24 protein-coding genes are annotated in these 20,450 nt (G+C 68.5%); 4 read left to right on the plus strand and 20 right to left on the minus strand.

The window, feature by feature from the left end:
- Window positions 1-79 precede the first annotated feature (79 nt).
- From V8246_RS09135 to V8246_RS09200, 14 genes are all read right to left on the minus strand, one after another.
- Window positions 80-694 carry a DUF1294 domain-containing protein gene (locus V8246_RS09135; protein ID WP_336188840.1) on the minus strand — a complete coding sequence of 205 codons (615 nt, stop codon included), beginning with the start codon at window positions 692-694 and terminating at the stop codon, window positions 80-82.
- A 13-nt stretch (window positions 695-707) separates the two neighbouring features.
- On the minus strand, window positions 708-2,069 hold the full coding sequence (gene mgtE / locus V8246_RS09140) for a magnesium transporter (protein ID WP_187573280.1): 1,362 nt from the start codon (window positions 2,067-2,069) through the stop codon (window positions 708-710).
- Between the two features lie 216 nt (window positions 2,070-2,285).
- Window positions 2,286-4,007, minus strand: coding sequence for a phosphoenolpyruvate--protein phosphotransferase (ptsP, locus tag V8246_RS09145; RefSeq protein ID WP_336188841.1), 1,722 nt, complete (start codon window positions 4,005-4,007; stop codon window positions 2,286-2,288).
- A 1-nt stretch (window position 4,008) separates the two neighbouring features.
- Entirely contained in the window at window positions 4,009-4,278 is a 270-nt protein-coding gene (locus V8246_RS09150; protein ID WP_162110456.1) for an HPr family phosphocarrier protein, read from the minus strand.
- Window positions 4,271-4,663 (minus strand): PTS fructose IIA subunit family protein, encoded by a 393-nt coding sequence (locus tag V8246_RS09155; RefSeq protein ID WP_185896864.1) that lies wholly within the window; start codon window positions 4,661-4,663, stop codon window positions 4,271-4,273. Before V8246_RS09155 ends, V8246_RS09150 begins: the two co-directional genes overlap by 8 nt.
- 167 nt (window positions 4,664-4,830) lie before the next feature.
- Complete coding sequence (gene rapZ / locus V8246_RS09160) at window positions 4,831-5,751, minus strand: RNase adapter RapZ (RefSeq protein ID WP_336188842.1); 921 nt, start codon at window positions 5,749-5,751, stop codon at window positions 4,831-4,833.
- Window positions 5,748-6,698 carry an HPr(Ser) kinase/phosphatase gene (gene hprK, locus V8246_RS09165; RefSeq protein ID WP_185897058.1) on the minus strand — a complete coding sequence of 317 codons (951 nt, stop codon included), beginning with the start codon at window positions 6,696-6,698 and terminating at the stop codon, window positions 5,748-5,750. The genes rapZ and hprK overlap by 4 nt, the downstream gene beginning before the upstream one ends.
- 179 nt (window positions 6,699-6,877) lie before the next feature.
- Window positions 6,878-7,198: a ribosome-associated translation inhibitor RaiA gene (raiA, locus tag V8246_RS09170; protein WP_185896862.1), complete on the minus strand. Its 321-nt coding sequence runs from the start codon at window positions 7,196-7,198 to the stop codon at window positions 6,878-6,880.
- 263 nt (window positions 7,199-7,461) lie between these two features.
- Window positions 7,462-8,928, minus strand: a complete 1,467-nt coding sequence (locus V8246_RS09175) for an RNA polymerase factor sigma-54 (RefSeq protein ID WP_336188843.1) — start codon at window positions 8,926-8,928, stop codon at window positions 7,462-7,464.
- A gap of 45 nt (window positions 8,929-8,973) precedes the next feature.
- The gene (gene lptB, locus V8246_RS09180) at window positions 8,974-9,693 is read right to left on the minus strand and encodes an LPS export ABC transporter ATP-binding protein (protein WP_162110461.1); all 720 of its coding nucleotides are present in this window, start codon (window positions 9,691-9,693) and stop codon (window positions 8,974-8,976) included.
- On the minus strand, window positions 9,693-10,202 hold the full coding sequence (gene lptA / locus V8246_RS09185) for a lipopolysaccharide transport periplasmic protein LptA (RefSeq protein ID WP_187573274.1): 510 nt from the start codon (window positions 10,200-10,202) through the stop codon (window positions 9,693-9,695). Before lptA ends, lptB begins: the two co-directional genes overlap by 1 nt.
- Window positions 10,180-10,743, minus strand: coding sequence for an LPS export ABC transporter periplasmic protein LptC (gene lptC / locus V8246_RS09190; protein ID WP_313221704.1), 564 nt, complete (start codon window positions 10,741-10,743; stop codon window positions 10,180-10,182). The genes lptA and lptC overlap by 23 nt, the downstream gene beginning before the upstream one ends.
- On the minus strand, window positions 10,740-11,285 hold the full coding sequence (locus V8246_RS09195) for a phenylphosphate carboxylase subunit delta (protein WP_336188844.1): 546 nt from the start codon (window positions 11,283-11,285) through the stop codon (window positions 10,740-10,742). Before V8246_RS09195 ends, lptC begins: the two co-directional genes overlap by 4 nt.
- Before the next feature lie 60 nt (window positions 11,286-11,345).
- Window positions 11,346-12,350: a KpsF/GutQ family sugar-phosphate isomerase gene (locus tag V8246_RS09200; RefSeq protein ID WP_336188845.1), complete on the minus strand. Its 1,005-nt coding sequence runs from the start codon at window positions 12,348-12,350 to the stop codon at window positions 11,346-11,348.
- A 53-nt stretch (window positions 12,351-12,403) separates the two neighbouring features.
- Here V8246_RS09200 and V8246_RS09205 point away from each other — a divergent pair, with 53 nt between their 5' ends.
- The 4 genes from V8246_RS09205 (at window position 12,404) to V8246_RS09220 (ending at window position 15,936) form a co-directional block, all read left to right on the plus strand.
- On the plus strand, window positions 12,404-12,637 hold the full coding sequence (locus tag V8246_RS09205; protein ID WP_162109689.1) for a BolA/IbaG family iron-sulfur metabolism protein: 234 nt from the start codon (window positions 12,404-12,406) through the stop codon (window positions 12,635-12,637).
- A 263-nt stretch (window positions 12,638-12,900) separates the two neighbouring features.
- Window positions 12,901-14,283: a DUF4034 domain-containing protein gene (locus tag V8246_RS09210; protein WP_336188846.1), complete on the plus strand. Its 1,383-nt coding sequence runs from the start codon at window positions 12,901-12,903 to the stop codon at window positions 14,281-14,283.
- 43 nt (window positions 14,284-14,326) lie between these two features.
- Window positions 14,327-15,598: a UDP-N-acetylglucosamine 1-carboxyvinyltransferase gene (gene murA, locus V8246_RS09215; RefSeq protein WP_185896855.1), complete on the plus strand. Its 1,272-nt coding sequence runs from the start codon at window positions 14,327-14,329 to the stop codon at window positions 15,596-15,598.
- The gene (locus tag V8246_RS09220; RefSeq protein ID WP_260619020.1) at window positions 15,595-15,936 is read left to right on the plus strand and encodes an EF-hand domain-containing protein; all 342 of its coding nucleotides are present in this window, start codon (window positions 15,595-15,597) and stop codon (window positions 15,934-15,936) included. The genes murA and V8246_RS09220 overlap by 4 nt, the downstream gene beginning before the upstream one ends.
- Before the next feature lie 45 nt (window positions 15,937-15,981).
- Here V8246_RS09220 and V8246_RS09225 read toward each other — a convergent pair whose 3' ends face one another.
- From V8246_RS09225 to purM, 6 genes are read right to left on the minus strand one after another with little or no spacing between them, the layout of a single operon-like run.
- Window positions 15,982-16,656: a DUF3108 domain-containing protein gene (locus V8246_RS09225; RefSeq protein WP_336188847.1), complete on the minus strand. Its 675-nt coding sequence runs from the start codon at window positions 16,654-16,656 to the stop codon at window positions 15,982-15,984.
- 29 nt (window positions 16,657-16,685) lie between these two features.
- Complete coding sequence (locus tag V8246_RS09230; protein WP_336188848.1) at window positions 16,686-17,375, minus strand: DUF3108 domain-containing protein; 690 nt, start codon at window positions 17,373-17,375, stop codon at window positions 16,686-16,688.
- A gap of 2 nt (window positions 17,376-17,377) precedes the next feature.
- Window positions 17,378-18,094, minus strand: a complete 717-nt coding sequence (locus tag V8246_RS09235; protein WP_336188849.1) for a DUF3108 domain-containing protein — start codon at window positions 18,092-18,094, stop codon at window positions 17,378-17,380.
- A gap of 7 nt (window positions 18,095-18,101) precedes the next feature.
- The gene (purN, locus tag V8246_RS09240; RefSeq protein WP_336188850.1) at window positions 18,102-18,755 is read right to left on the minus strand and encodes a phosphoribosylglycinamide formyltransferase; all 654 of its coding nucleotides are present in this window, start codon (window positions 18,753-18,755) and stop codon (window positions 18,102-18,104) included.
- The gene (locus V8246_RS09245) at window positions 18,752-19,372 is read right to left on the minus strand and encodes a DUF2238 domain-containing protein (protein ID WP_336188851.1); all 621 of its coding nucleotides are present in this window, start codon (window positions 19,370-19,372) and stop codon (window positions 18,752-18,754) included. The genes purN and V8246_RS09245 overlap by 4 nt, the downstream gene beginning before the upstream one ends.
- 7 nt (window positions 19,373-19,379) lie before the next feature.
- A complete protein-coding gene (purM, locus tag V8246_RS09250; RefSeq protein WP_313770790.1) occupies window positions 19,380-20,429 on the minus strand; it encodes a phosphoribosylformylglycinamidine cyclo-ligase in 1,050 nt (349 codons plus the stop codon).
- Window positions 20,430-20,450 lie beyond the last annotated feature (21 nt).

Below are 20,450 nucleotides of genomic sequence, written 5' to 3' on the forward strand. Positions count from 1 at the left end.
GCCGCATGCGGCGATCACCCAGGACGGCAGTTCCGGCGTGTTCGGGGTGGGAAAACGGAAACGGCCCGTCGTGCCGGGCTCACCACCTCGTCCAGCACCACGCGATCAACACAGCGGCATGCAGTACGACCATCATCCAGTACACGACGCGGTAGCCGGGCTTGCGCGATTTGTGCCGCAGCGTCTGCTGCGCGATCCAGGCACCGGGCCAGCCGCCGGCAAGCTCCAGCAGGTGCAGGGTGGACTCGGGCGTGCGCCAGCGGCCGGCCTGTGCGGCGTGCTTGTCGAGGGCGTAGGCGACGAAGGTGATCGCCGACAGGACCAGGGGCACGAACACCGCTTCCAACGGGAGTCGTCCAGTGCGGATGGCCCACGCGAGCAACAGGGCATAGGCCATCGTGGCCAGCGCGCCGGGCAGCGCGGACCCGGGTCGCCGTGCGGCAGCCCGCGCGGGTGCCGCCGGTTTGGCCGACCGGGCGGCAGGCGCCGTCCGGCGCACGGCCTGGGCGCGCCATTTGCCGTCGACCTGGCGCTGCGCGCTGAACTTCACCAGCTCCCCGACCTCGGGGCGACGACCGTCCAGCCGGTAGTCGCGCACATGGAAGAACACGCGCGCAGGCTGGCCATCCAGCGCGGCGATGAAACCGAAGCCGCGGTCGTCGTTCCATTCGCTGACCTTGCCGAGCCGTTCCATCGATCGGACGCCCTCAGTGCAGCAGGATCAGCGTGGCCAAGCCAAGGAAGCAGAAGAAGCCCATCACGTCGGTCACCGCGGTGACCACGACGGTGCCGGCGACGGCGGGGTCGATGTTCATCCGCTTGAGCAGCAGCGGCAGCAGCACGCCGGCGGTGGCGGCGGCGCAGAAGTTCAGCACCAGTGCCATCGCGATGACCAGCGAGAGCATCGGGCTGCGGAACCACAGGAACGCGATCACGCCGACGATCCCGCCGATCAGCACGCCGTTGATCAGCGCCACGCGCAGTTCCTTCCACCACAGGATGCCGGCATTGCTTGAGCCCACCTGACCCAGGGCGAGGCCGCGCACCATCAGCGTCAGCACCTGCACCGCGGCATTGCCGCCGATGCCGGCCACGATGGGCATCAGCACGGCCAGAGCGACGATCTTCTCCAGCGTTGCGTCGAATTCCTTGATCACCGTCGCCGCCATGAAGGCGGTGAACAGGTTGATGCCCAGCCAGACCACGCGGCCGCGCACCGCACGCTTGACCGGCGAGAACAGGTCCTCGTCCTCGTCCAGGCCGGCGGCGCCCAGCGCCTGGTGCTCGGCCTGCTCGCGGATGATGTCCACCACGTCGTCGATGGTGATGCGGCCGAGCAGGATGTTGTTGTCGTCCACCACGGGCGCGGACACCCAGTCGTGGTCGGAGAACTGGCGCGCGACTTCCTGCGCGCTCTCGCCCACATCGATGGCCGGCTGCTCGTCGTCGATCAGCCGGTTGATGGGCGTGGTGTCCTCGTGGGTCACCAGCGCGGCCAGCGGCACGCGGCCCAGGTACTGGTGGCGGCGGCTGACCACGTACAGGTGGTCGGTGTGGTCGGGCAGTTCGCCGCGCAGGCGCAGGTAGCGCAGCACCACGTCGACGTTGACGTCGGCGCGCACGGTGACCACGTCCGGGTTCATCAGGCGGCCGGCGGTGTCTTCCGGATACGACAGCACCTGCTCCAGGCGCTCGCGGTTCTCGCGGTCCATCGACTTGAGGACTTCGTCGATGACGGTGTCGGGCAGGTCCTCGACCAGGTCGGCGAGGTCGTCGATGTCCAGGTCTTCGACCGCCGCGACGATCTCGTCGGTGTCCATGTCCGCCAGCAGGCTTTCGCGCACCTCGTCGCCGACGTGCACCAGCACTTCGCCGTCGTCTTCCGGATCGACCAGCCCCCAAACGACTTCGCGCTTACCCGGCGGCAGCGATTCCAGCAGGTTGCCGATCTCCGCGGGCGACAAGGTGTTGACCAGCCGGCGCACGGGCCCCAGCCGACCGCTGTCGAGCGCGTCGGAGAGGAGGCGCAACTGGCGTGCGGTCTTGTCGTGGCGGATGGTCTCGACCATTCGGTACTCCGGAATGGGGCCGATCCGTCAGGCGGATGCGACCGGGGCATCAGGCGTTCATGCCGCCATTATCGCCCGGGCTGCGCGTTATGGACACCCCGTAACGCCGCCGCACGAGATCCCGCGCGTCTGTAGGAGCGCCCCATGTGCGCGGTGCTTTTCGCAAGAAATCCGAAGCAACAGCATCGCGCCCATGGGGTGCTCCTACACAGAGGGTCAGATGGATGTCGCAGCCTTGAGCCAGCGCTCGATGCCGGCACGGTCGCGCGCCTGCAGCAGTTTCGCCGCGCGGGACTGAAGGTCCGACAGGTCGCTGTCGCGGATCGCCTTGCGCAGTTCCAGCAGGGTCGCCGGATGCAGGCTGAACTCGCGCAGGCCCAGCGCCAGCAGCATCGGCGCGAGGGTGGCATCGCCTGCCATCTCGCCGCACATCGCCACCGGCACCTTGTGCTCGGCGCCGATGCTGATCACATGGCGAAGCAGGCGCAGCACGCCGGGATGCAGCGGCGAATAGAGTTCGCCCAGGGCCTCGTTGTTGCGGTCCGCCGCCAGCAGGTACTGGACCAGGTCGTTGGTGCCGATGGACACGAAGTCCACCACGTCCACGAAGCCGTGGAAAGCGATCGCGGCGGCGGGCACTTCTATCATGGCGCCCAGTTCGACATGCCCGGCGATCTCGTGGCCCTGCTTGCGCAGTTGCAGCCCCGCACGACGCAGGCGGCGACGCACCTCCAGCAGTTCCTCGCGCCCGCTGACCATCGGCACCAGGATGCGTACCGGTCCGTAGGCCGAGGCCCGCAGGATGGCACGCAGCTGGGTCTCGAACACCTCCACGTGCGCCAGCGCCAGGCGCACGCCGCGCACGCCCAGCGCGGGATTGTCCTCGTCGCCGATGGCCAGTCCGGTGCGGTCGGCCTTGTCCGCACCCAGGTCCAGCGTGCGGATCGTCACCGGCCGCCCGCTCATGCCGAGCACCAGGTCGCGGTAGACCTGGAACTGCTCGTCTTCGCCCGGCAGTTCGCGGCGCCGCAGGAACAGGAACTCGGTGCGGTACAGGCCGACCCCGGCCGCGCCCAGGGCATGGGCCTTGGCCACATCCTCCAGCGACTCGGCATTGGCCCACAGGGCCACATCGACGCCGTCGCGGGTGCGGCTGGGTTTTGAGCGCAGGCGACCGAGCTCGCGCTGCTCGCGGGCCGCATCGCGCAGGCGCTCGCGGTAGCGGCGCAGGTCGCCCGGGTCGGGATTGACCACCACTTCGCCCGTGCTGCCGTCCACCAGCAGCACGTCGCCGTCGTTGATGCGCTGCAGGGCCTGCGCGTTGCCCACCACCAGCGGCAGGTGCAGGCTGCGCGCGAGGATGGCGCTGTGCGAGAGCGCGCTGCCGGCAGCCGTGACCACGGCGACGACGCCCTGTTGCTGGAGCTCCGCCAGTTCCGAGGGCGCCACGTTGTCGCTGACCAGGACCTCGCCGGCGACGCCGGGCGTATCGGTCGCACGTTGGTGCAGGTGCGCATGGATCCGTCCGATCACATGGTCCAGGTCGTCCATGCGGCTCTTGAGGTAGGCGTCGTCCATGCCGTCGAACACGGCGGCCAGGCGGTCGCGCTGCAGCCTCAGGGCGTAATCGGCGGTGTAGCGGCCGGCGCGGATCAGCTGGTCCAGGCCGTGCAGCAGTTCGGGGTCGTCCAGCAGTAGCGCATGCAGGTCGAGGAACTCGCCGACTTCCTTGGCCAGCGCCCCATGCAGGCGGGCGCGCAGGCTGTGCATCTCGCGACGGGTAGCGTCCACGGCCTCGTGCAGCCGTGCCAGTTCATCGTCGATCTGGTCCTGGCGGATGTGCTGCTCGGCCACATCCAGGACGTGCGGCAACCGGACCCGGGCGCGCCCCAGCGCGCTGCCGCGCGACGCTCCGTGCCCCGGCAGCAGGGCCCTCAAGTCACGCGTCCTCGTCGAATCGTCGCTCGAACAGCGAGACGACTTCCTGCATCGCGGCGGCTTCGTCCTCGCCGTCGATGCGGACGGTCACCGGCGTGCCCTGGCCGGCCGCCAGCAGCATGACGCCCATGATGCTTTTCGCGTTCACCTCGCGGCCTTTGGCTGCCAGCGTGGCGTTGCAGCGGAAGCCGGACAGCGTCTGCACCAGCTTGGCGGTGGCGCGCGCGTGCAGTCCGAGGCGGTTGGAGATGGTGAGTTCGCGTTCAAGCATCGTCGTGAATGACTCCATTGCGTGCGCCGGCGGCGGCGGTGGCCGGCAGTTCGTCCAGTCCCTGTTCCGAATAGTTCATCACCCGCAGAAGCATGGGCAGGCTCAGTGCCGAGACGCGCCGCACCGGCGTGCCGAGGCGGGCGAGCCGGCCCGCCAGGTTGCTGGGGCTGGCGCCGTACAGGTCGGTCAGCACCAGCACGCCGTCGCCGCCATCCACGCGCCGCAGCGCGGCGGAAGCCTGCGGCAGCAGCGCCTCCAGGTCGGCATCGAACGGCACCTCGAAGGCCTCCGCCTTGAGGGGCAGGTGCCGCAGCAGCGCGGTGGCGACGGCGAGGATCGCCGCACCCACGCCAGGATGAGTCACAAGAAGAATGCCACAGGCCATGCAGGAACGTTAACAGACCGGCATGACACGCTGGAAGCGGCGCGGATGGAAGGGTGAGGTTCCGGGGCGCCCGTGCCGTGTCCCCGTAGAGCGGGGCTTGCCCGGCGGCGCTGCTGCCCGAGTCGGGAACTGTGAGCCGATCAAGCCCGCTCCCGTGAAGCCGGGCGTCAATCCAGTTCGCGGTGGAAGGTGGCGACTTCTTCCCAGCCCTGGTCGCGCGCGTGTCGGGCCAGGGTTTCGGCCAGGTACACGGAGCGGTGCTTGCCGCCGGTGCAGCCGAAGGCGATGGTCACGTAACTGCGGGTCTCGCCGCGCAGGCGCGGCAGCCAGGTGTCCAGGAAGCCGCTGACCTGGCCGACGTACTCGGCGACCTCCGGTTGGGCGTCGAGGAAGGCGCGCACCTTCGGGTCGCGGCCCGCGTAGGGGCGCAGCTCCGGGTTCCAGTGCGGGTTGGGCAGCACCCGCGCGTCGAACACGAAGTCGGCGTCGGCCGGGACGCCGCGCTTGTAGGCGAACGACTCGAACAGCAGCGACAGCTGCGTGCCCTTGTTGAAGGCGAACTCGGCGATGATCCGGCGCCGCAGCTGGTGCACGTTGAGCTGGGAAGTGTCGATGACGACATCGGCTTCCGCGCGCAACGGCGCGATGATGGCGCGCTCCTGGCGGATGGCTTCCTGCAGCGACAGCCCGCCATGCCCCAGCGGATGGCGCCGGCGGGTGTCGGAATAGCGCCGCAGCAATACCTCGTCGCTGGCGTCGAAGAAGACCAGCCGGCCTTCGAGCCCCAATTGGGCCAGCGCCGCGCGCCACTGCGCCAGTTTGGACAGGTCGTTGTGGCGGCTGCGTACGTCGATGCCCACGGCGATCTTGGGCGGCAGTTCGTCCTCGCGCACCAGACTGCGCACGAACGAGGGAAGCAGGTCCACCGGCAGGTTGTCGACGCAGTAGTAGTCCAGGTCCTCGAAGGTCTTCAGCGCCACCGACTTGCCCGACCCGGACAGGCCGCTGACGATGACGACCGTGGGCGCGGGCGGGGGCGGCGTGCCGTTTTCCTCGTCTGCGACTTGCGGGGTGGCCGGATCGGTCATGGCGCGCTGCGCTCGAGCAGGTTGCTGTGGCGTGCGATGAACATCGCGGCCGGATCGATGCCCTTGGTGCGCAGGATATGCAGGCGCGTGGCGGCTTCGGTCAACACGGCCAGGTTGCGGCCGGGCATCACCGGCAGGGTGATCAGCGGCACGTCCAGGTCCAGCACGTGGCGGGTCCCCGAATCGCCGGTCAGCCGTTCGTAGCCGTGCGGGTTGGGTTCGGTCATCGGCCGGGTCAGGTGAACGATCAGACGCAGGTACTTGTTCTTCTTCACCGCGGTATCGCCGAACATCTCGCGCACGTTCAGCACGCCCAGGCCACGGACCTCCAGCAGGTCCTGCAGCAGTTCGGGGCAGGTGCCGTCCAGTACGTCCGGCGCGATCTGGGTGAACTCGGGCGCATCGTCGGCCACCAGCCGATGGCCGCGGCTGAGCAGTTCCAGCGCCAGTTCGCTCTTGCCGGACCCGGCCTCGCCGGTGATCAGCACGCCGATGGAATAGATCTCCATGAAGACGCCGTGCAACGTCACCCGCGGCGCCAGCGTGCGCGCGAGGTGGTAGGAGAGGTGGTTGAGCAGTTCGTGGCCGCGCTTGGGCGACACCCACAGCGGCGTATCGTTCTCGTTGGCGGCCTCGCGCAGGTCCTCGGGGCACGACTGGTTCTTGCTGATCACCAGCGCCAGCGGCCTGGCCTGCACGATCTTCTCGATGGTTTCCCAGCGCTGGCGCGAGTCCAGCGAGTCGAGCCAGGTCAGTTCCTCGGTGCCGAGGATCTGCACCTTGTTGGGGTAGACGGCATTGAGGTAACCGGCCAGCGACGGGCGCCGCGATACGGTGTCGCCGGACTCGAGCACGCGCTTTTCGCCCTTCTGTCCCGCCAGCCAGCGCAGGGCCAGCTTGTCCTTCTGCTGGTCGAACAGTTCACGGGCGGTGATGCTGGTATTCATCATGCGGAAGCAGCCGGCGGAAAGGGAGATGCCGGCCCGGAAGACGGCGTAGGCCAGTGTAATGGCCCGCTCGCGGCCGCGCGACCGCGCGGAGCCTGATCGCGCGTGGCATGGGGACAGAACGCGAGGGCCGCCCCGCACTGCGGGGCGGCCTGCCGGAACATCGCCCGGCGCGGAGGTCAGCCGATCAGTTCGCTGCGCGCGCCTGCGCGCTGCACGTCGGTGCGTTTTTCCTTGTGCTTGACCAGCAGGCGGTCCAGCTTGTCGGCAAGGATGTCGATGGCGGCATACATGTTCTGCGCGCCGGCATCGGCATGCAGGGTGCGGCCGGCGATGTTGACCGTGGCTTCGGCCAGGTAGTCGGGCTTGCGGGTACCCAGTTGCGTACGGACTTCGAAGGGTTGTTCGAAGTGGCGCTCCAGCCGCTTCAGTTTGGTTTCGACGTATTCACGCAGGGCGGGAGTGACTTCGATTTCGTGGCCGTAAGTCTCGATACGCATGTGTGCCTCCTTCGGTCGGTAGAACCGCGCACGGGGCGCGGAAAGCGTGTCAGGAATGACAACGCGGCAGGGGTCTGGGTTCCGTAGTGCTCCTCGGTGCCGGGCGGTGGCAGGCGGATGCCTGCAGGACAAAGATGGACCCGTCCGCTGCAACTATCAACCCGTACGCATGCGCTTTTCTTGCAGTCGCGCTGAGGTGTTAGGAAAACGTTCTGCGCGTGTGGAACGCGGTCACGCTTCGTTTCGCGAAACGGGGACGAAGCTCAGGCGATGCGCACGCGTTCGTGCGAGGACAGGATGTTCAGCGCCTCGCGGTACTTGGCCACCGTGCGCCGCGCCACCGGGATGCCGGAGGCCTTCAGCAGGTCGGCCAGCTTCGCGTCGGACAGCGGCTTGCGCGGGTTCTCGTTCTCGACCAGGCGCCGGATCATCGCCTGGATGGCGGTGCTGGAGGCTTCCCCGCCCCCGTCGGTGTCGATGCCGGATGCGAAGAAGGCGCGCATGGGCAGGGTGCCCCGCGGCGTCCTGACGTACTTGCGCGCGATGGCGCGCGAGACCGTCGATTCGTGCAGGCCGACCTGTTCGGCGACGTCGCGCAGCGTGAGCGGACGCAGCGCCTGTTCGCCGAACTCGAGGAATCCGGCCTGCTGGTGCAGCAGGCAGCGCATCACCTTGAGCAGCGTCTCGCCCCGCGCCTCGACGCTCTTGAGCAGCCAGCGCGCTTCCTGCAACTGCGCCTTGAGATAGCCGGCATCGCTGTCGCCGCACTGGCGGATCATCTGTTCGTAGCCGCGGTGGATGGTGATGCGCGGCAGGGTGTTGCCGGCCAGTGCTGCGCGCCATACGCCGCGCTGGCGCCACACCACGCAGTCCGGCACCACATAGGTGTCGTGCGACAGATCGCCGATCTGCGCGCCGGGCTTGGGGTCCAGGGTGCGCAACAGGTGCACCGCCTCTTCCACCTCGGCGAGGGGGCGCTTCAGCTCCTGGGCGATGCCGGCCACGCCGCTGCGCGGCAGGCGCTCCAGTGCGGTCCCGGCGATCGTCAACGCCAGCGCCTTGCCCGGCGTATCGTCGCCGAGCACCGACAATTGCAGCTGCAGGCACTCGCCCAGCGAGCGGGCGGCCACGCCGACAGGGTCGAAGCGCTGCACCTGGTGCAGCACGACCAGGATGTCGTCTTCCGCCGCCTCGATCTCCGGCCGCAGGGTCTGGGCGATCACGGACAGCGGTTCGCGCAGGTAGCCGTCGTCTTCCAGTGCGTCGATCAGTGCGGCGCCGATGCGGCGGTCGCGCGCGGAGAGGTGCGACAGGTGCAGTTGCCACAACAGATGGCCGTGCAGCGTATCGGCTTCGGCCACGCGCTCGGCGGGGCTGCCGCCGTCGTCGTCGTCGAACGAGCCCCCACTGCCGGACGACGTCCAGGGCCCTTCGTCCGGCGACCAGTCGTCGGGTTCGCCGGCGGCTACCCGTTCGTGATCCTGCTGCTCCGGGCCCTGCGCGCGCTCGTCACGTGGGTCTTCGCCCGGCGGACGCTCGTCGTCGGCACCGCGCTGTGGACCCGCATCCTCGCCGGGCTCGCTCCAGTCCAGCAGGGGATTGGTTTCCACCGCCTCGGTCAGCTCGATCTCGAGTTCGGCGGTGGACATCTGCAGCAGACGGATGGCCTGACGCAGCTGCGGCGTCATGACCAGATGCTGTCCCAGCGATGTCTGCAGGCGTGGTTTCATTCCCGACCTTGGAAACCCGTAGGCGGCCAATGCCGCCGACGGGCGTCACAGGCGGAAGGTTTCGCCCAGATAGACCCGTCGTACGTCCGGATTGGCCAGCAACGCGTCCGGGGCCCCCTGCGCCAGAACGCTACCGGCATTGAGGATATACGCCCGGTCGCAGATTCCCAAGGTTTCGCGCACGTTGTGGTCGGTGATCAGCACGCCGATGCCGCGGTCCTTGAGGTGTTTCACGATGCGCTGGATTTCGCCCACCGAGATCGGGTCGACGCCGGCGAAGGGCTCGTCCAGCAGCATCAGGCGCGGACGGGCGGCGAGGGCGCGGGCGATCTCCACGCGCCGGCGCTCGCCGCCGGACAGGCTGGCGCCCAGCTGGTCGGCGACATGGGTGACCTGAAGTTCGTCCAGCAGCGAGGCCAGTTCGCGGTCGATGCCGGCCGCATCCAGGTCCTCGCGCAGTTCCAGCACCAGGCGGATGTTGTCGGCCACGCTGAGCTTGCGGAACACGGAGGGTTCCTGCGGCAGGTAACCCACCCCGAGTTTGGCGCGCTGGTACATCGGCTGGGCGGTGATGTCCTGGCCGTCCAGTTCGATGGTGCCGGCGTCCGCGGCCACCAGGCCGACGATCATGTAGAAGCAGGTGGTCTTGCCGGCGCCGTTCGGGCCCAGCAGACCGACCACTTCGCCCGGCTGCAGGGTCAGGCCGAAGTCGGCGACGACTTCGCGCTGCTTGTAGCGCTTGCGCAGGCCCTTGGCGGTCAACATCAGTTCTTGCCCTGCGCGGGTTGCGCCGACTTGGGCTGGATGACGGTGCGCACGCGGGTGCCGTCGCCGCCGCTCTGCATATTGCCGCTCTTGGTGTTGTAGACCATGCGCTGGCCGCTGTTGGAGCCGCGATCGGACTTGACCGTGTAGTTGCCGATGAAGGTGATGGTCTCGGTCTTCATGTCGTATTCGACGCGGTCGGCCTGCGCATCCATCCAGGTGCCATCGTCCATCTGCTGCTTCATCTTCACCTGTTTGCCGGTGAAGACCGAGCGCGACACCTCGCCGTCGGCCATGTAGATCTCGGCGGCCGCCGAGCGGATCTCCAGCGTGCCCTGGGTGACCACCACGCCGCCACCGAGCACGGTCTTGCCGTTGCCTTCCATGTTGCCGGACTGGCTGCCGGAGTCGATGGTCATGGCCTGGTTGCGGTCGGAGGACTTGGCCACAACGTCCGCAACGGGCAGCAGGAGCAGCAGCGCGGCACTAGCGAGCAGAGCGCGGTTCATAGATGGATCTCACCTGGGATTTGAATTGGTAGTCCTTGGTCTTGAGGTTGGCCTCAAAACCGCGCCCGCTGAGTCTAGAGCCGGGCTGGGTGACCGTCACCACGTCGTCGGTCATGGCCAGGTCGCGGTCGGGGAAGACGTTCAGCGTCTGCGTACGGAAATCCGCCTTGCGCGCGCCGCCGGCGGGGGAAGTGCCATGCACATCGCCCTGCAGCCTCAGTTCTTCGCCCTTGGCGCTGAGCCAGCCGGTCCTGGAGCGCAGTTCCCACGAGCGGCCCTCCTCTTCCGGCAGCAGGAACAGCGGGGTGGTGATGGTGTAGGTCTGGTCCTGGGGATTGCGTTCCATCAGGGGCGCGCGTACGGCCACCGCCTCCCGGCCGTCACCGTTGAGGGCGATCATCTCGAAATCGCGCATCACGTAGTCGGAGCGGTCGACGACGACCCGGCCGGGCGCAGGCACGTCGCGGTTCTTCCAGGCCGACCAGCCGCTCAGGATGGCCGCCAGCAGCAGCACAAGGCCCAGCGTGGTGCGCCAGCTCATGCGGTACCGCCTTCGAAGAGGGGGGCGTGGCCCTGCGTCCCCAGCAGCAGGTCGCAGGCCTCGCGTGCGGCGCCCTGGCCGCCACACCGACGCGTGCGCCAGTGCGCGTACTGCGCCGTCCAGGGGTGTGCGTCGGCAGGGGCGATCGCCAGCCCCACTTCACGGAACGCGGGGACGTCCGGCAGGTCGTCGCCCATGAAGGCCACCTGCTCCATGCCCAAGCCCAGGCCGGCGCCCAGTTCGCGCACCCTGGCCAGCTTGTCCTTGACGCCGGTGAACACCTGTACTCCCAGCTCGCGGCCGCGCGTCACCGCCACGGTGCCGCCCCGCGCGGTGATGAAGGCCACCTCGATGCCGGCGCGCTTTAGCAGCACCAGGCCCTGGCCGTCCTGCACGTGAAAGGTCTTCTGTTCGCGCCCTTCGCTGTCCAGGTAGAGGCGCCCGTCGGTGAGCGTGCCGTCCACGTCGAAGCACGCCAGCCGGATGCGCGCGGCACGGGCCAGCACGTCGTCGGTCAGGTCGTGGAGGTGGCTCAGGGGCATGGGGACAGGATGGGTGGCGGAAGGAGGGACGGCAAGGGCATGAGGCGGCAAGCCCCGCGGTTACACCACGCGGGCACGCAACAGGTCGTGAATGTTGAGGGCGCCGACGGGGCGCTGTTCATCGTCGACCACGATCAGGCCGCTGATCTTGTGGGTTTCCATCAGGCGTGCGGCCTCGACGGCCAGTTGGTCGGCGCCGATGGTCTTCGGCTGGCGCGTCATCACGTCGGCGATGCGTGCCGTGCGCACGTCCAGCGCCGGATTGTCCAGCGTGCGGCGCAGGTCGCCGTCGGTAAAAAGACCGGCCAGGCGACCGTCGCCATCGACGATGGCGGTCATGCCAAGGCGCTTGCGGCTCATCTCGACCAGGGCCTGGCTGAGGGTCGCGCCCACGTCCACGCGCGGCACGTCGTCGCCGGCGTGCATCACGTCGGTGATGTGCAGCAGCAGGCGGCGCCCAAGGCTGCCGGCGGGGTGCGAGCGGGCGAAATCGTCGGCAGTGAAGCCGCGGGCGTCCAGCAGCGCCACCGCCAGCGCGTCCCCCATCGCCAGCGAGGCGGTGGTGCTGCTGGTGGGCGCCAGGTCGAGCGGGCACGCTTCGGCCGGGACGCTGATGTCCAGGTGGAGGTCGCTTTCGCGCGCCAGCGTGGACTGCGGGCGGCCGGTCATGGCGATGACGGTATTGCCCTGGCGCTTGAGCACCGGCAGCAGCATCAGCACTTCGTCCGACTCGCCCGAGTACGACAGCGCCAGCACGACGTCCGCATCGGTGATCATGCCCAGGTCGCCGTGGCCGGCTTCCCCCGGATGGACGTAGAAGGCGGGCGTGCCCGTCGAGGCCAGGGTCGCCGCGATCTTGCGCGCCACATGGCCGGACTTGCCCATGCCGGTGCAGACCACGCGGCCCCGGCCGGCGAGGATGGCCTGGCAGGCGGCCGAGAACGAACCGTCGATGCGGGCCGCCAGCGCGTCCAGCGCACGCGCCTCGATCTCGATGACCCGACGGCCGCTGGCCGCCAGGCTGGCGGGCGAGACGGACGGGGTCAGGGGGGAGGGCTGGGGCATGCGGGCGGGGCGCCGACGGGTAGAATGGCCGGGTATTTTATTAGGAAAGCCCGTTGGACGCCGAAACCATCCGTAAACTGATCGAATCCGGCCTGCCGGGCGCCCGCGCGGACGTGCAGGGCGATGACGGCGTGCACTTCGAGGCCACGGTGGTGGCCGAGGCCTTCCGCGGCAAGCTGCCGCTGGCCCGCCACCGCATGGTCTACGCCACGCTGGGCGACCTGATGGGCGGCGCGATCCATGCGCTGCAATTGCGCACGCAGACGCCGGACGAGGCAGGCGCCTGATCCTCCGTCGGCCGGGAGCGTTCACGGGAATGAAGCGGATGCATGCGGTGTCGGTCGTGCATGGTGCCCTCCTGGGGGGCGGATTGGCATGCGCAGGTGCGTGGGCTTCTCCGGCCATCCCGGCCAAGGCCAACGAAGCGTTGCTGGATGGCGTTTCCGAGCCGTGGCGCGCCTACTTGGTCAAGGCCCGCGAGGCTGAGCGCATCGAGGATCCGCTGCAGCGCTGCCTCGCGTTTCCGGACCTGCCGGACAACAACTGGCCCGTGGGCCACGCCGCCGCGCATTGCCGGCATCACTTCGGCATCCGGCGGCCCTCTCTCGAGGATATCGAGGGCATGGTGCAGCGCGGGGAGATGGCCGACATCGAGGCGCTGTTCGACGCGAGCCTCGCCCGGCACTACTCGACGGAGCACTTCAGCGACGACATCCATGACACCTTCAACTATCTACTGACGTCCAAGGCGGACTCGGAACGCGTGGGTGCGCTGACGGAGGCGTGGCTGCGCCAGGCACCCGAAAGCGCCTATGCGCATCTGGCGCGCGCCGCCTACTTCAATGGCGCGGCCTGGAGGGCGCGCGGAGGCAAGTACGCACCCCAGACGCCGCGCGAGAACATGAGGCGCATGAGCGAACTTGCCGGGCAGGCCATTCCGCATTTCGAGAAGGCGCTCGCCCTCAATCCCCGCCTCATTCCCGCGTACACGGGAATGATCGATATCGGCATGCTGGATTCCCGTCCGGAACTGGAAGCGCGCGCACGCCGTGCCGCCGAGGCGCTTGACCCCGCCTGCCCGGAACTGGCGAACGTGACCATGCGGTCGCTGTTGCCGCGTTGGGGTGGCAGTTACGAACAGATGGTCGATCATGTCGGCACGCTGTCCCGCTTCATGATGCAGCGCCCGCACCTGGCCATCTATCGGGCCCAGCCGCTGGGTGACGTCGGCGAGCTGCTGCTGGATCGTGACCCGGTGCCCGAGCAGGCATTGGAGGCGCTGGAAGCGGCGATCGCGATGGGTAGTGACGAGGATGCCCTTGAGAATGCCGGTACGGCGGCCCGCAATCTGCTGAGCGGCCCGTCGGGCGACGCCCGACAACTCGCCTACTATCTGCAGGCAGCCCGCTTCCGGATGCCGGATGCCTGGGAGGCGAGGGTCCTTGGCTCGCTGCTGGTGGCCACCGAGCCGGAATGGAGCCTCAAGTACACGCTGCGCGCGCTGGAACTGAAGCACGATGATGCGAGGGCGCATTTCAACGCGGGAGCTGGTTATCAGAACATGGGCCGGTATGACGATGCCGTGCGCGAGTTCGACATCGCGACCAGGGATCAGGCGCTGAGGCAGGCGTCGCTGGTCACCTTGGCCGAAGTCCTGCTGTTCCAGGAGGGAACGGCCAGCGCAAGCGCACGCAAGGCCAATGCATCACGCGCCAAGCCTTACATCGACAGGCTCAAGGCCGAGTATCCGGACGATGGCCGCTGGAGCGTGCTGTCGTTCTACCATCGCGTCATGTCCGACTCGATCCTCGATGAGGCGGATGTCCGCGCGACGCTGTCCAAGCTGGACCGATCCGATCCTTGGCAGGCGCGACATGCCGAACGCCTAGAAAGAGCGCTCAGGCAGCCTGCGCGCCCCGCCAAACGCCCGTAGGCGCCGCCGGCGCTATTCCCTTTTTCCCGACAACGAACCCGACATGCAGAAGATCATCGTCACCGGTGGCAACACGCTCAACGGCGAAGTCACCATTTCCGGCGCCAAGAACGCCGTGTTGCCCATCCTGTGCGCGACCCTGCTGGCGGATGCGCCGGTGGAGATCACCAACGTGCCGCACCTGCACGACGTGGTGACCACCGTGAAGCTGCTGGGCGAGCTGGGCGCCGGCATCACCATCGATGAGGGCACGCTGGCGAAGGGGCGCGGCATCACCGTCGATCCCACCACCGTCAGCCGCTTCGTCGCGCCGTACGAACTGGTCAAGACCATGCGCGCCTCCATCCTGGTGCTCGGTCCGCTGGTCGCCCGCCACGGTGCGGCGGTGGTGTCGCTGCCCGGCGGCTGCGCGATCGGTTCGCGCCCGGTCGACCAGCACATCAAGGGCCTGCAGGCTCTGGGGGCCGAGATCACCGTCGAGAACGGCTACATCAAGGCGCGCGCGGCGCGTCTGAAGGGCGCGCGCTTCGTGTTCGACATGGTTACCGTCACCGGCACCGAGAACGTCATGGCGGCGGCCACGCTGGCCGAAGGCACCACGGTGCTGGAAAACGCCGCGATGGAGCCGGAAGTCACCGACCTGGCCGAATGCCTCAACGCACTGGGCGCGAAGATCGAAGGTGCCGGTACGTCGCGCATCGTCATCCACGGCGTCGAGCGTCTGGGCGGCGGACGCCACTCGGTGGTGCCGGATCGCATCGAGACGGGCACCTTCCTGGTCGCCGCGGCGATGACGGGCGGCAAGGTCACCGCGCGCAACGCGCGCCCTGACACGCTGGAAGCCGTGCTCGACAAGCTCACCGAAGCCGGCGCGAAGATCGAGACCACCGCCGACAGCATCACCCTGGACATGCAGGGCAAGCGTCCGAAGGCGGTCAGCCTGACCACCGCGCCGTATCCGGCGTTCCCCACCGACATGCAGGCGCAGTTCATGGCGTTGAACTGCGTGGCCGATGGCGTCGGCGTGATCAACGAGACGATCTTCGAAAACCGCTTCATGCACGTCAACGAACTGCTGCGCCTGGGCGCGGACATCCGCGTCGAAGGCCACACCGCCATCGTGCGCGGCGTGGAGAAGCTGGGCGGCGCACCGGTGATGGCGACCGACCTGCGCGCCTCTGCCTCGCTGATCCTGGCGGGCCTGGTGGCCGAAGGCGAAACCACCATCGACCGCATCTACCACCTGGACCGCGGCTACGAGAACATCGAGGAGAAGCTGGGCGGCCTGGGTGCGCAGATCAGGCGCGTGTCGTGAGCCGGCACGACCCGAAGCTGTCCGGCGTCCGGTCGCGGTTCCCGTTGCGGCGCAAGATCCTGCTCGGCATCGTCGTCGTGCTGTTGGCGCTGGTCGCCTGGCTGCATTACACCGGCTCGGCGGCCACTCACGGCATCACCACCCAGGACATGGACTGGAACGGCGACGGGACGGTGACCCAGGGCGAGATCGCGCAGGCCGTCTTCTCGGTCGTGGTCGAGCAGAAGCAGGACGGCCGGCGCCAGTGCAACACCTTCGCCTGGCGAAGCGGCGCGGGCACCATCAGGATGGACTGCAAGACCGTGTTCCAGACCGAGGCCACGCAGGCGAAGGAATGAAAAAAGCCCGGCACTGCCGGGCTTTTTCATGGGCAGGATGGTGGTTCAGCGCCAGGATGTGAGCTGCAGGCGGAAGACTTCGCTGCCGTCCTCACGCTGCACGATGCGAACGGGCGTGGGGACCCCCGCTGCGATCCAGACGATCGTCTGCTTGCCGCCCGCGCTCTGTACGACCCTGGTCGTGTCGAGCGCCCGGCCGCCTACCGTGATCTTTTCGCGACCGGCCACCCGATACACCATGGCCTTGGCCTTGCCGTTCTCCAGCAGCCGGTAGCTCATCGAAGTGCGGCCGAAGCCGACGTCACGTACCAGTGCCAGGTTGACCAGCAGGGCATCCATGTCGCCGGGCTGCATGGACACGGGGCCGGCGCGTTGCGGCTTCACATTCCCCGTCCAGCGCGCCTGCAAGCCTTTCCAGTTGTAAAGGGCGACGACCGAGCGCGTCTTCGTCAGGTAGGTCGAACGGTCGCTTCCGCCCAAGGGCCGGTAGCGGCCGGCGGCTTCTTCGAACACCGTGGCCTGGCTGAGATGGGCCATCGCATTGCGAAGACCCATCGAATAGGTCCAGCGCTGTCCCTGTCGGCTGAGCGTCATCGCGCCGCCCGCCGAGATTCCCTTGAAAGAGGCTGCGTACTGCGCGGTGAAGGGCTTGAGCGCATGGGCCGGCAACGCCGCCAGGGCGACTGTTGCGGCGAGAAGCAATGCAGGCATCCGTGTCATGGGAAACTCCGTGGTGCGTGAAGCGGTGATCAGCGCCAGGATTTCAGCGTCAGGTCGATGGTGTCCTGACCCTTCTCGCGTTGCAGGATGCGCGCCGGCACCGGGGTATTGGCCACCACCCAGACGATGGTCTGCTTGTCGCCATCGGTGCGCACGACCTTGGTGGCCTCCTGCGGCTTGCCCGCGACCGTGATGCGCTCCTTGCCCGCCACCTGGTAGGTCATGGGCTTGGCACGGCCGTTCTCCACCATGCGGTAGGTCAGCGGCCGGCCCGCCGCCACGTCGCGCACGATGGCCAGGTTGACCAGCAGCGCGTCCATGTCGCCGGCCGCCAGCTTCACGGGGCCGGCGCGGTCGGGCTTCACGTCGCCGCTCCACGTGGCTTGGGCCTTGGACCAGTCGTAGACCGTGTTGACGTTCTTCTTCTTGATCAACAGGCGCGAGCTGTCGCTGCTGCTGAGCGGTCGCATGCGACCGTCCTGCACGTCGAACACCGTCTTCTGGCTGAGGTCCACCGCCTGGTTGCGCACGCTCAGCGTGTACTGCCAGCGATTGCCGGGCTGCGGCGAGACGGACATCTGGCCCTCGCCCACCATGCCCAGCGCACTGGCGTTGTACTGGGCGGTGAAGGCTTCGACGGCCAACGCGGGTGCGCTGGCGGCGGCCAGCAAGGCGGCGGCCAGCAGCGTGCGGGGCATGGCGAGCGTGTTCTTCAGCATGTTCACGGTACTCCCTGATATTCGACCAGGCGCAGATCCACGCCGTCCTGGCCGTCTTCCCGCTGCAGGATGCGCACGGGGGTGGGTACGCCATCGGCGACCCAGAAAATGGTCTCGTCGTTGCCGCCGTTGGACCGGCTCACGCGCAGGGCGCTGTAGCTCAGGTCCTCGACCGCCACCGTTTCCGGTTCGGGCGAGACCACGTACTGATAGTCGCGGACGCGGCCGTTGTCGACCACGCGGTAGGCCAGTTGCTTGCCGGGCGCGGCGTCGCGGATCACCGCCAGGTTCATCAGCAGGGCGCTCATGTCGCCGGGCTGCAGGGGCAACGGCGCCCGCCGGTTCTTCTTGATGTCGCCTTGCCACTGGGCGGTGCCGCTTTTCCAGTCGTAGGTGCCGACCATCTTCTTGCCCATCAGCAGGGCGTGACGGACGGTGGCCTGGCTGAGCGGACGGAACTGCCCCTCGCGGGTGTCGAACACCGTGCTCTGCTCGATGTTCAATCCCGCCAGGCGCGCGAAGCCGCGGGTGCCCTTGACGTTCAGGTCGATCTGCCATTGGTCGCCCGCCCGCGGCGTCACCTTCATGCTGGCATTGCCGGCCAGCTTGCCCTCGTTGTAGGCCTGGTAGCTGGCCACGAACGGTTCCAGGGCCCGGGTGGGCGCCGCGGAACCGGCCAGAGCCAGGCCGAGCAGCAGGGGACGGAGGGGGGAGAGCATCGGGGGATCAGGAAACCAAGCGGTCGGCTGAATCTAGGGACAGGGGATTTAATAGCGGCTGACCGTGACAGAGCGTGATGTCGCCCTGTTCAGCCAACGCACCCGACGCCGCCAGCTGCAGGACGGCCACCAGCAGCGCGTGCTCGCGCGGAAGCAGCCGCGCCGCCAGTGTCTCGGGGTTGTCGCCGGCCACGATGGGCACTCGGACCTGGGCCACCACGGTGCCCGCGTCCAGTTCAGGAATGACGAAGTGGACGCTGGCGCCGTGTTCGCGGTCGCCGGCCTCCAGCGCGCGGGCGTGGGTATGCAGGCCGCGGTACTTCGGCAGCAGCGAAGGATGGATGTTCAGCAGGCGCCCGCGGAACCGGGCGATGAACGCATCCCCCAGGATGCGCATGTACCCCGCGCACACCACCCAGTCGGGGCGGGTGGCGGCCACCGCATCCGCGAGTGCGGCTTCATAGGCGGCGCGCTCGGAAAAGGCGGCGGGCCGCGCGCTCCAGCGCTTCTCGGGGGGTACCTGCTGCAGGGCGGGTGCGGCCGGCCTGTCCGAGAACACCCCCACCACGTCGGCCTTCAGCGTGCCCGCCTCGATGGCGTGCAGGATCGCCTGCAGGTTGCTGCCCCTGCCCGAGGCCAGCACGGCGAGGCGTGCGGTCATGCGGGCGTTCCGCGGCGCTCGGCACGCGCCAGGGGCCACACCAGCAGGGCGCCGACGGTGGCCAGCAGCATGTCCGCATGCGCATCCCACACATCGCCCTGCTGGCCGTTGTAGGACTCGGCGGCCTCGGGCGACATCGTCAGCGCGATGCCCCATTCCAGCCACTCGTACAGCAGGCTCGTGCACATGATCAGCATTACCGTCACGGCGAAGGCATGTCCCACCGACAGCGACGGCCAGCGCTGGCGCAGCCAGTGCCAGACCGCGGGCGTGAAGCACAGTCCGTAGATCAGATGGATGAAGCGGTCGAAGTGGTTGCGGTGCCACCCGAATGCCTGTGCCGGCGACCAGCCGGTCGCCGCCTGCAGCCAGGCGTCGTAGGGCACGTAGGAATACAGCCAGCGTGCGCCGATGCAGTGCGCGACGATGAAGGCGCAGATCAGCGCGAAGTGCGTCGGACGCAGCGGCCAGCGCCGGTCGTGCCACCACAGCCAGCCCAGGCCCACGACCGTCAGGCTGCTGTGCATGCCCTGTTCCAGCGGCCAGCGCGGCGCGATCCAGCTGGCGGCAAACACCGCCAGCGTCAGCCCGAAGGCGATCGCCTTGCTGCGCGGCATGCCGCGATCAGCCGATGCGGACGCGTTCGCCGCCCGCGGCGGTGACGACTTCGCCGATCTGCCAGTGCGCCAGTTGCAGGCGTGCCAAGTCGGCCTGCACGGCGGCCAGCTGGTCGGGCGCCACCACCAGCACGAAGCCGATGCCGCAGTTGAAGGTACGCCACATCTCGGTGTTCTCCACCGCGCCTTCGCGCTGCAGCCAGTCGAACACCGGCGGCAGCGCCCAGGCGCTGGCGTCGATGTCCAGGCCCAGTCCATCGGGGATGACGCGGATGATGTTCTCGGTCAGGCCGCCACCGGTGATGTGCGCCATGCCGTGCAGGTCGTGCGCCTGCAGCAGCTCCAGGATCGGCTTCACGTACAGCGTGGTCGGCGCCATCAGCGCGTCGGCAAGCTTCACGCCGCCCACGTCCAGGTCGGCGGGTCGTCCGGCGCGGTCGTAGATGCGCCGCACCAGCGAATAGCCATTGGAGTGGGGGCCGCTGGACGCGATGCCGACCAGCACGTCGCCGGCGCGCACCTTGGCGCCATCCAGCAGGCGCGACTTCTCCACCGCCGCCACACAGAAGCCGGCCAGATCGTATTCGCCCGGGCCGTACATGTCGGGCATCTCGGCGGTCTCGCCGCCGATCAGCGCGCAGCCGGAGAGTTCGCAACCGCGGGCGATGCCACCGACCACGGCGACCGTGGTGTCGACATCGAGCTTGCCCGTGGCGAAATAATCCAGGAAGAACAGCGGCTCGGCGCCCTGCACCAGCACGTCGTTCACGCACATGGCGACCAGGTCGATGCCGATGGTGTCGTGGCGGCCCAACTGCTGCGCCAGCTTCAGCTTGGTGCCCACGCCGTCGGTGCCCGAGACCAGCACCGGCTCGCGATACTTGCCGGACAGGTCGAACAGGGCGCCGAAGCCGCCCAGACCACCCATCACTTCCGGGCGGAAGCTGCGCTTGACCAGCGGCTTGATGCGCTCGACCAGCTCGTTGCCGGCGTCGATGTCGACACCCGCGTCGCGATAGGTCATCGGGGTGGAGGCAGGGGGCGTCGGTTGGGTCACGGGCGGTCGTCGGTGGGCGAG

Origin of the sequence: Pseudoxanthomonas sp. F11 (genome assembly GCF_037046485.1) — a bacterium.
Taxonomy (GTDB): Bacteria; Pseudomonadota; Gammaproteobacteria; order Xanthomonadales; family Xanthomonadaceae; genus Pseudoxanthomonas_A.

Excerpts from the sequence above, each read along its gene's own strand:
- V8246_RS09135 (WP_336188840.1), bottom strand. The coding sequence starts at position 694 with ATGGAACGGCTCGGCAAGGTCAGCGAATGGAACGACGACCGCGGCTTC.
- mgtE (WP_187573280.1), bottom strand. The coding sequence starts at position 2,069 with ATGGTCGAGACCATCCGCCACGACAAGACCGCACGCCAGTTGCGCCTC.
- V8246_RS09150 (WP_162110456.1), bottom strand. The coding sequence starts at position 4,278 with ATGCTTGAACGCGAACTCACCATCTCCAACCGCCTCGGACTGCACGCG.
- V8246_RS09155 (WP_185896864.1), bottom strand. The coding sequence starts at position 4,663 with ATGGCCTGTGGCATTCTTCTTGTGACTCATCCTGGCGTGGGTGCGGCG.
- rapZ (WP_336188842.1), bottom strand. The coding sequence starts at position 5,751 with ATGACCGATCCGGCCACCCCGCAAGTCGCAGACGAGGAAAACGGCACG.
- hprK (WP_185897058.1), bottom strand. The coding sequence starts at position 6,698 with ATGAATACCAGCATCACCGCCCGTGAACTGTTCGACCAGCAGAAGGAC.
- raiA (WP_185896862.1), bottom strand. The coding sequence starts at position 7,198 with ATGCGTATCGAGACTTACGGCCACGAAATCGAAGTCACTCCCGCCCTG.
- V8246_RS09175 (WP_336188843.1), bottom strand. The coding sequence starts at position 8,928 with ATGAAACCACGCCTGCAGACATCGCTGGGACAGCATCTGGTCATGACG.
- lptB (WP_162110461.1), bottom strand. The coding sequence starts at position 9,693 with ATGTTGACCGCCAAGGGCCTGCGCAAGCGCTACAAGCAGCGCGAAGTC.
- lptA (WP_187573274.1), bottom strand. The coding sequence starts at position 10,202 with ATGAACCGCGCTCTGCTCGCTAGTGCCGCGCTGCTGCTCCTGCTGCCC.
- lptC (WP_313221704.1), bottom strand. The coding sequence starts at position 10,743 with ATGAGCTGGCGCACCACGCTGGGCCTTGTGCTGCTGCTGGCGGCCATC.
- V8246_RS09195 (WP_336188844.1), bottom strand. The coding sequence starts at position 11,285 with ATGCCCCTGAGCCACCTCCACGACCTGACCGACGACGTGCTGGCCCGT.
- V8246_RS09200 (WP_336188845.1), bottom strand. The coding sequence starts at position 12,350 with ATGCCCCAGCCCTCCCCCCTGACCCCGTCCGTCTCGCCCGCCAGCCTG.
- murA (WP_185896855.1), top strand. The coding sequence starts at position 14,327 with ATGCAGAAGATCATCGTCACCGGTGGCAACACGCTCAACGGCGAAGTC.
- V8246_RS09225 (WP_336188847.1), bottom strand. The coding sequence starts at position 16,656 with ATGACACGGATGCCTGCATTGCTTCTCGCCGCAACAGTCGCCCTGGCG.
- V8246_RS09230 (WP_336188848.1), bottom strand. The coding sequence starts at position 17,375 with ATGCTGAAGAACACGCTCGCCATGCCCCGCACGCTGCTGGCCGCCGCC.
- V8246_RS09235 (WP_336188849.1), bottom strand. The coding sequence starts at position 18,094 with ATGCTCTCCCCCCTCCGTCCCCTGCTGCTCGGCCTGGCTCTGGCCGGT.
- purN (WP_336188850.1), bottom strand. The coding sequence starts at position 18,755 with ATGACCGCACGCCTCGCCGTGCTGGCCTCGGGCAGGGGCAGCAACCTG.
- V8246_RS09245 (WP_336188851.1), bottom strand. The coding sequence starts at position 19,372 with ATGCCGCGCAGCAAGGCGATCGCCTTCGGGCTGACGCTGGCGGTGTTT.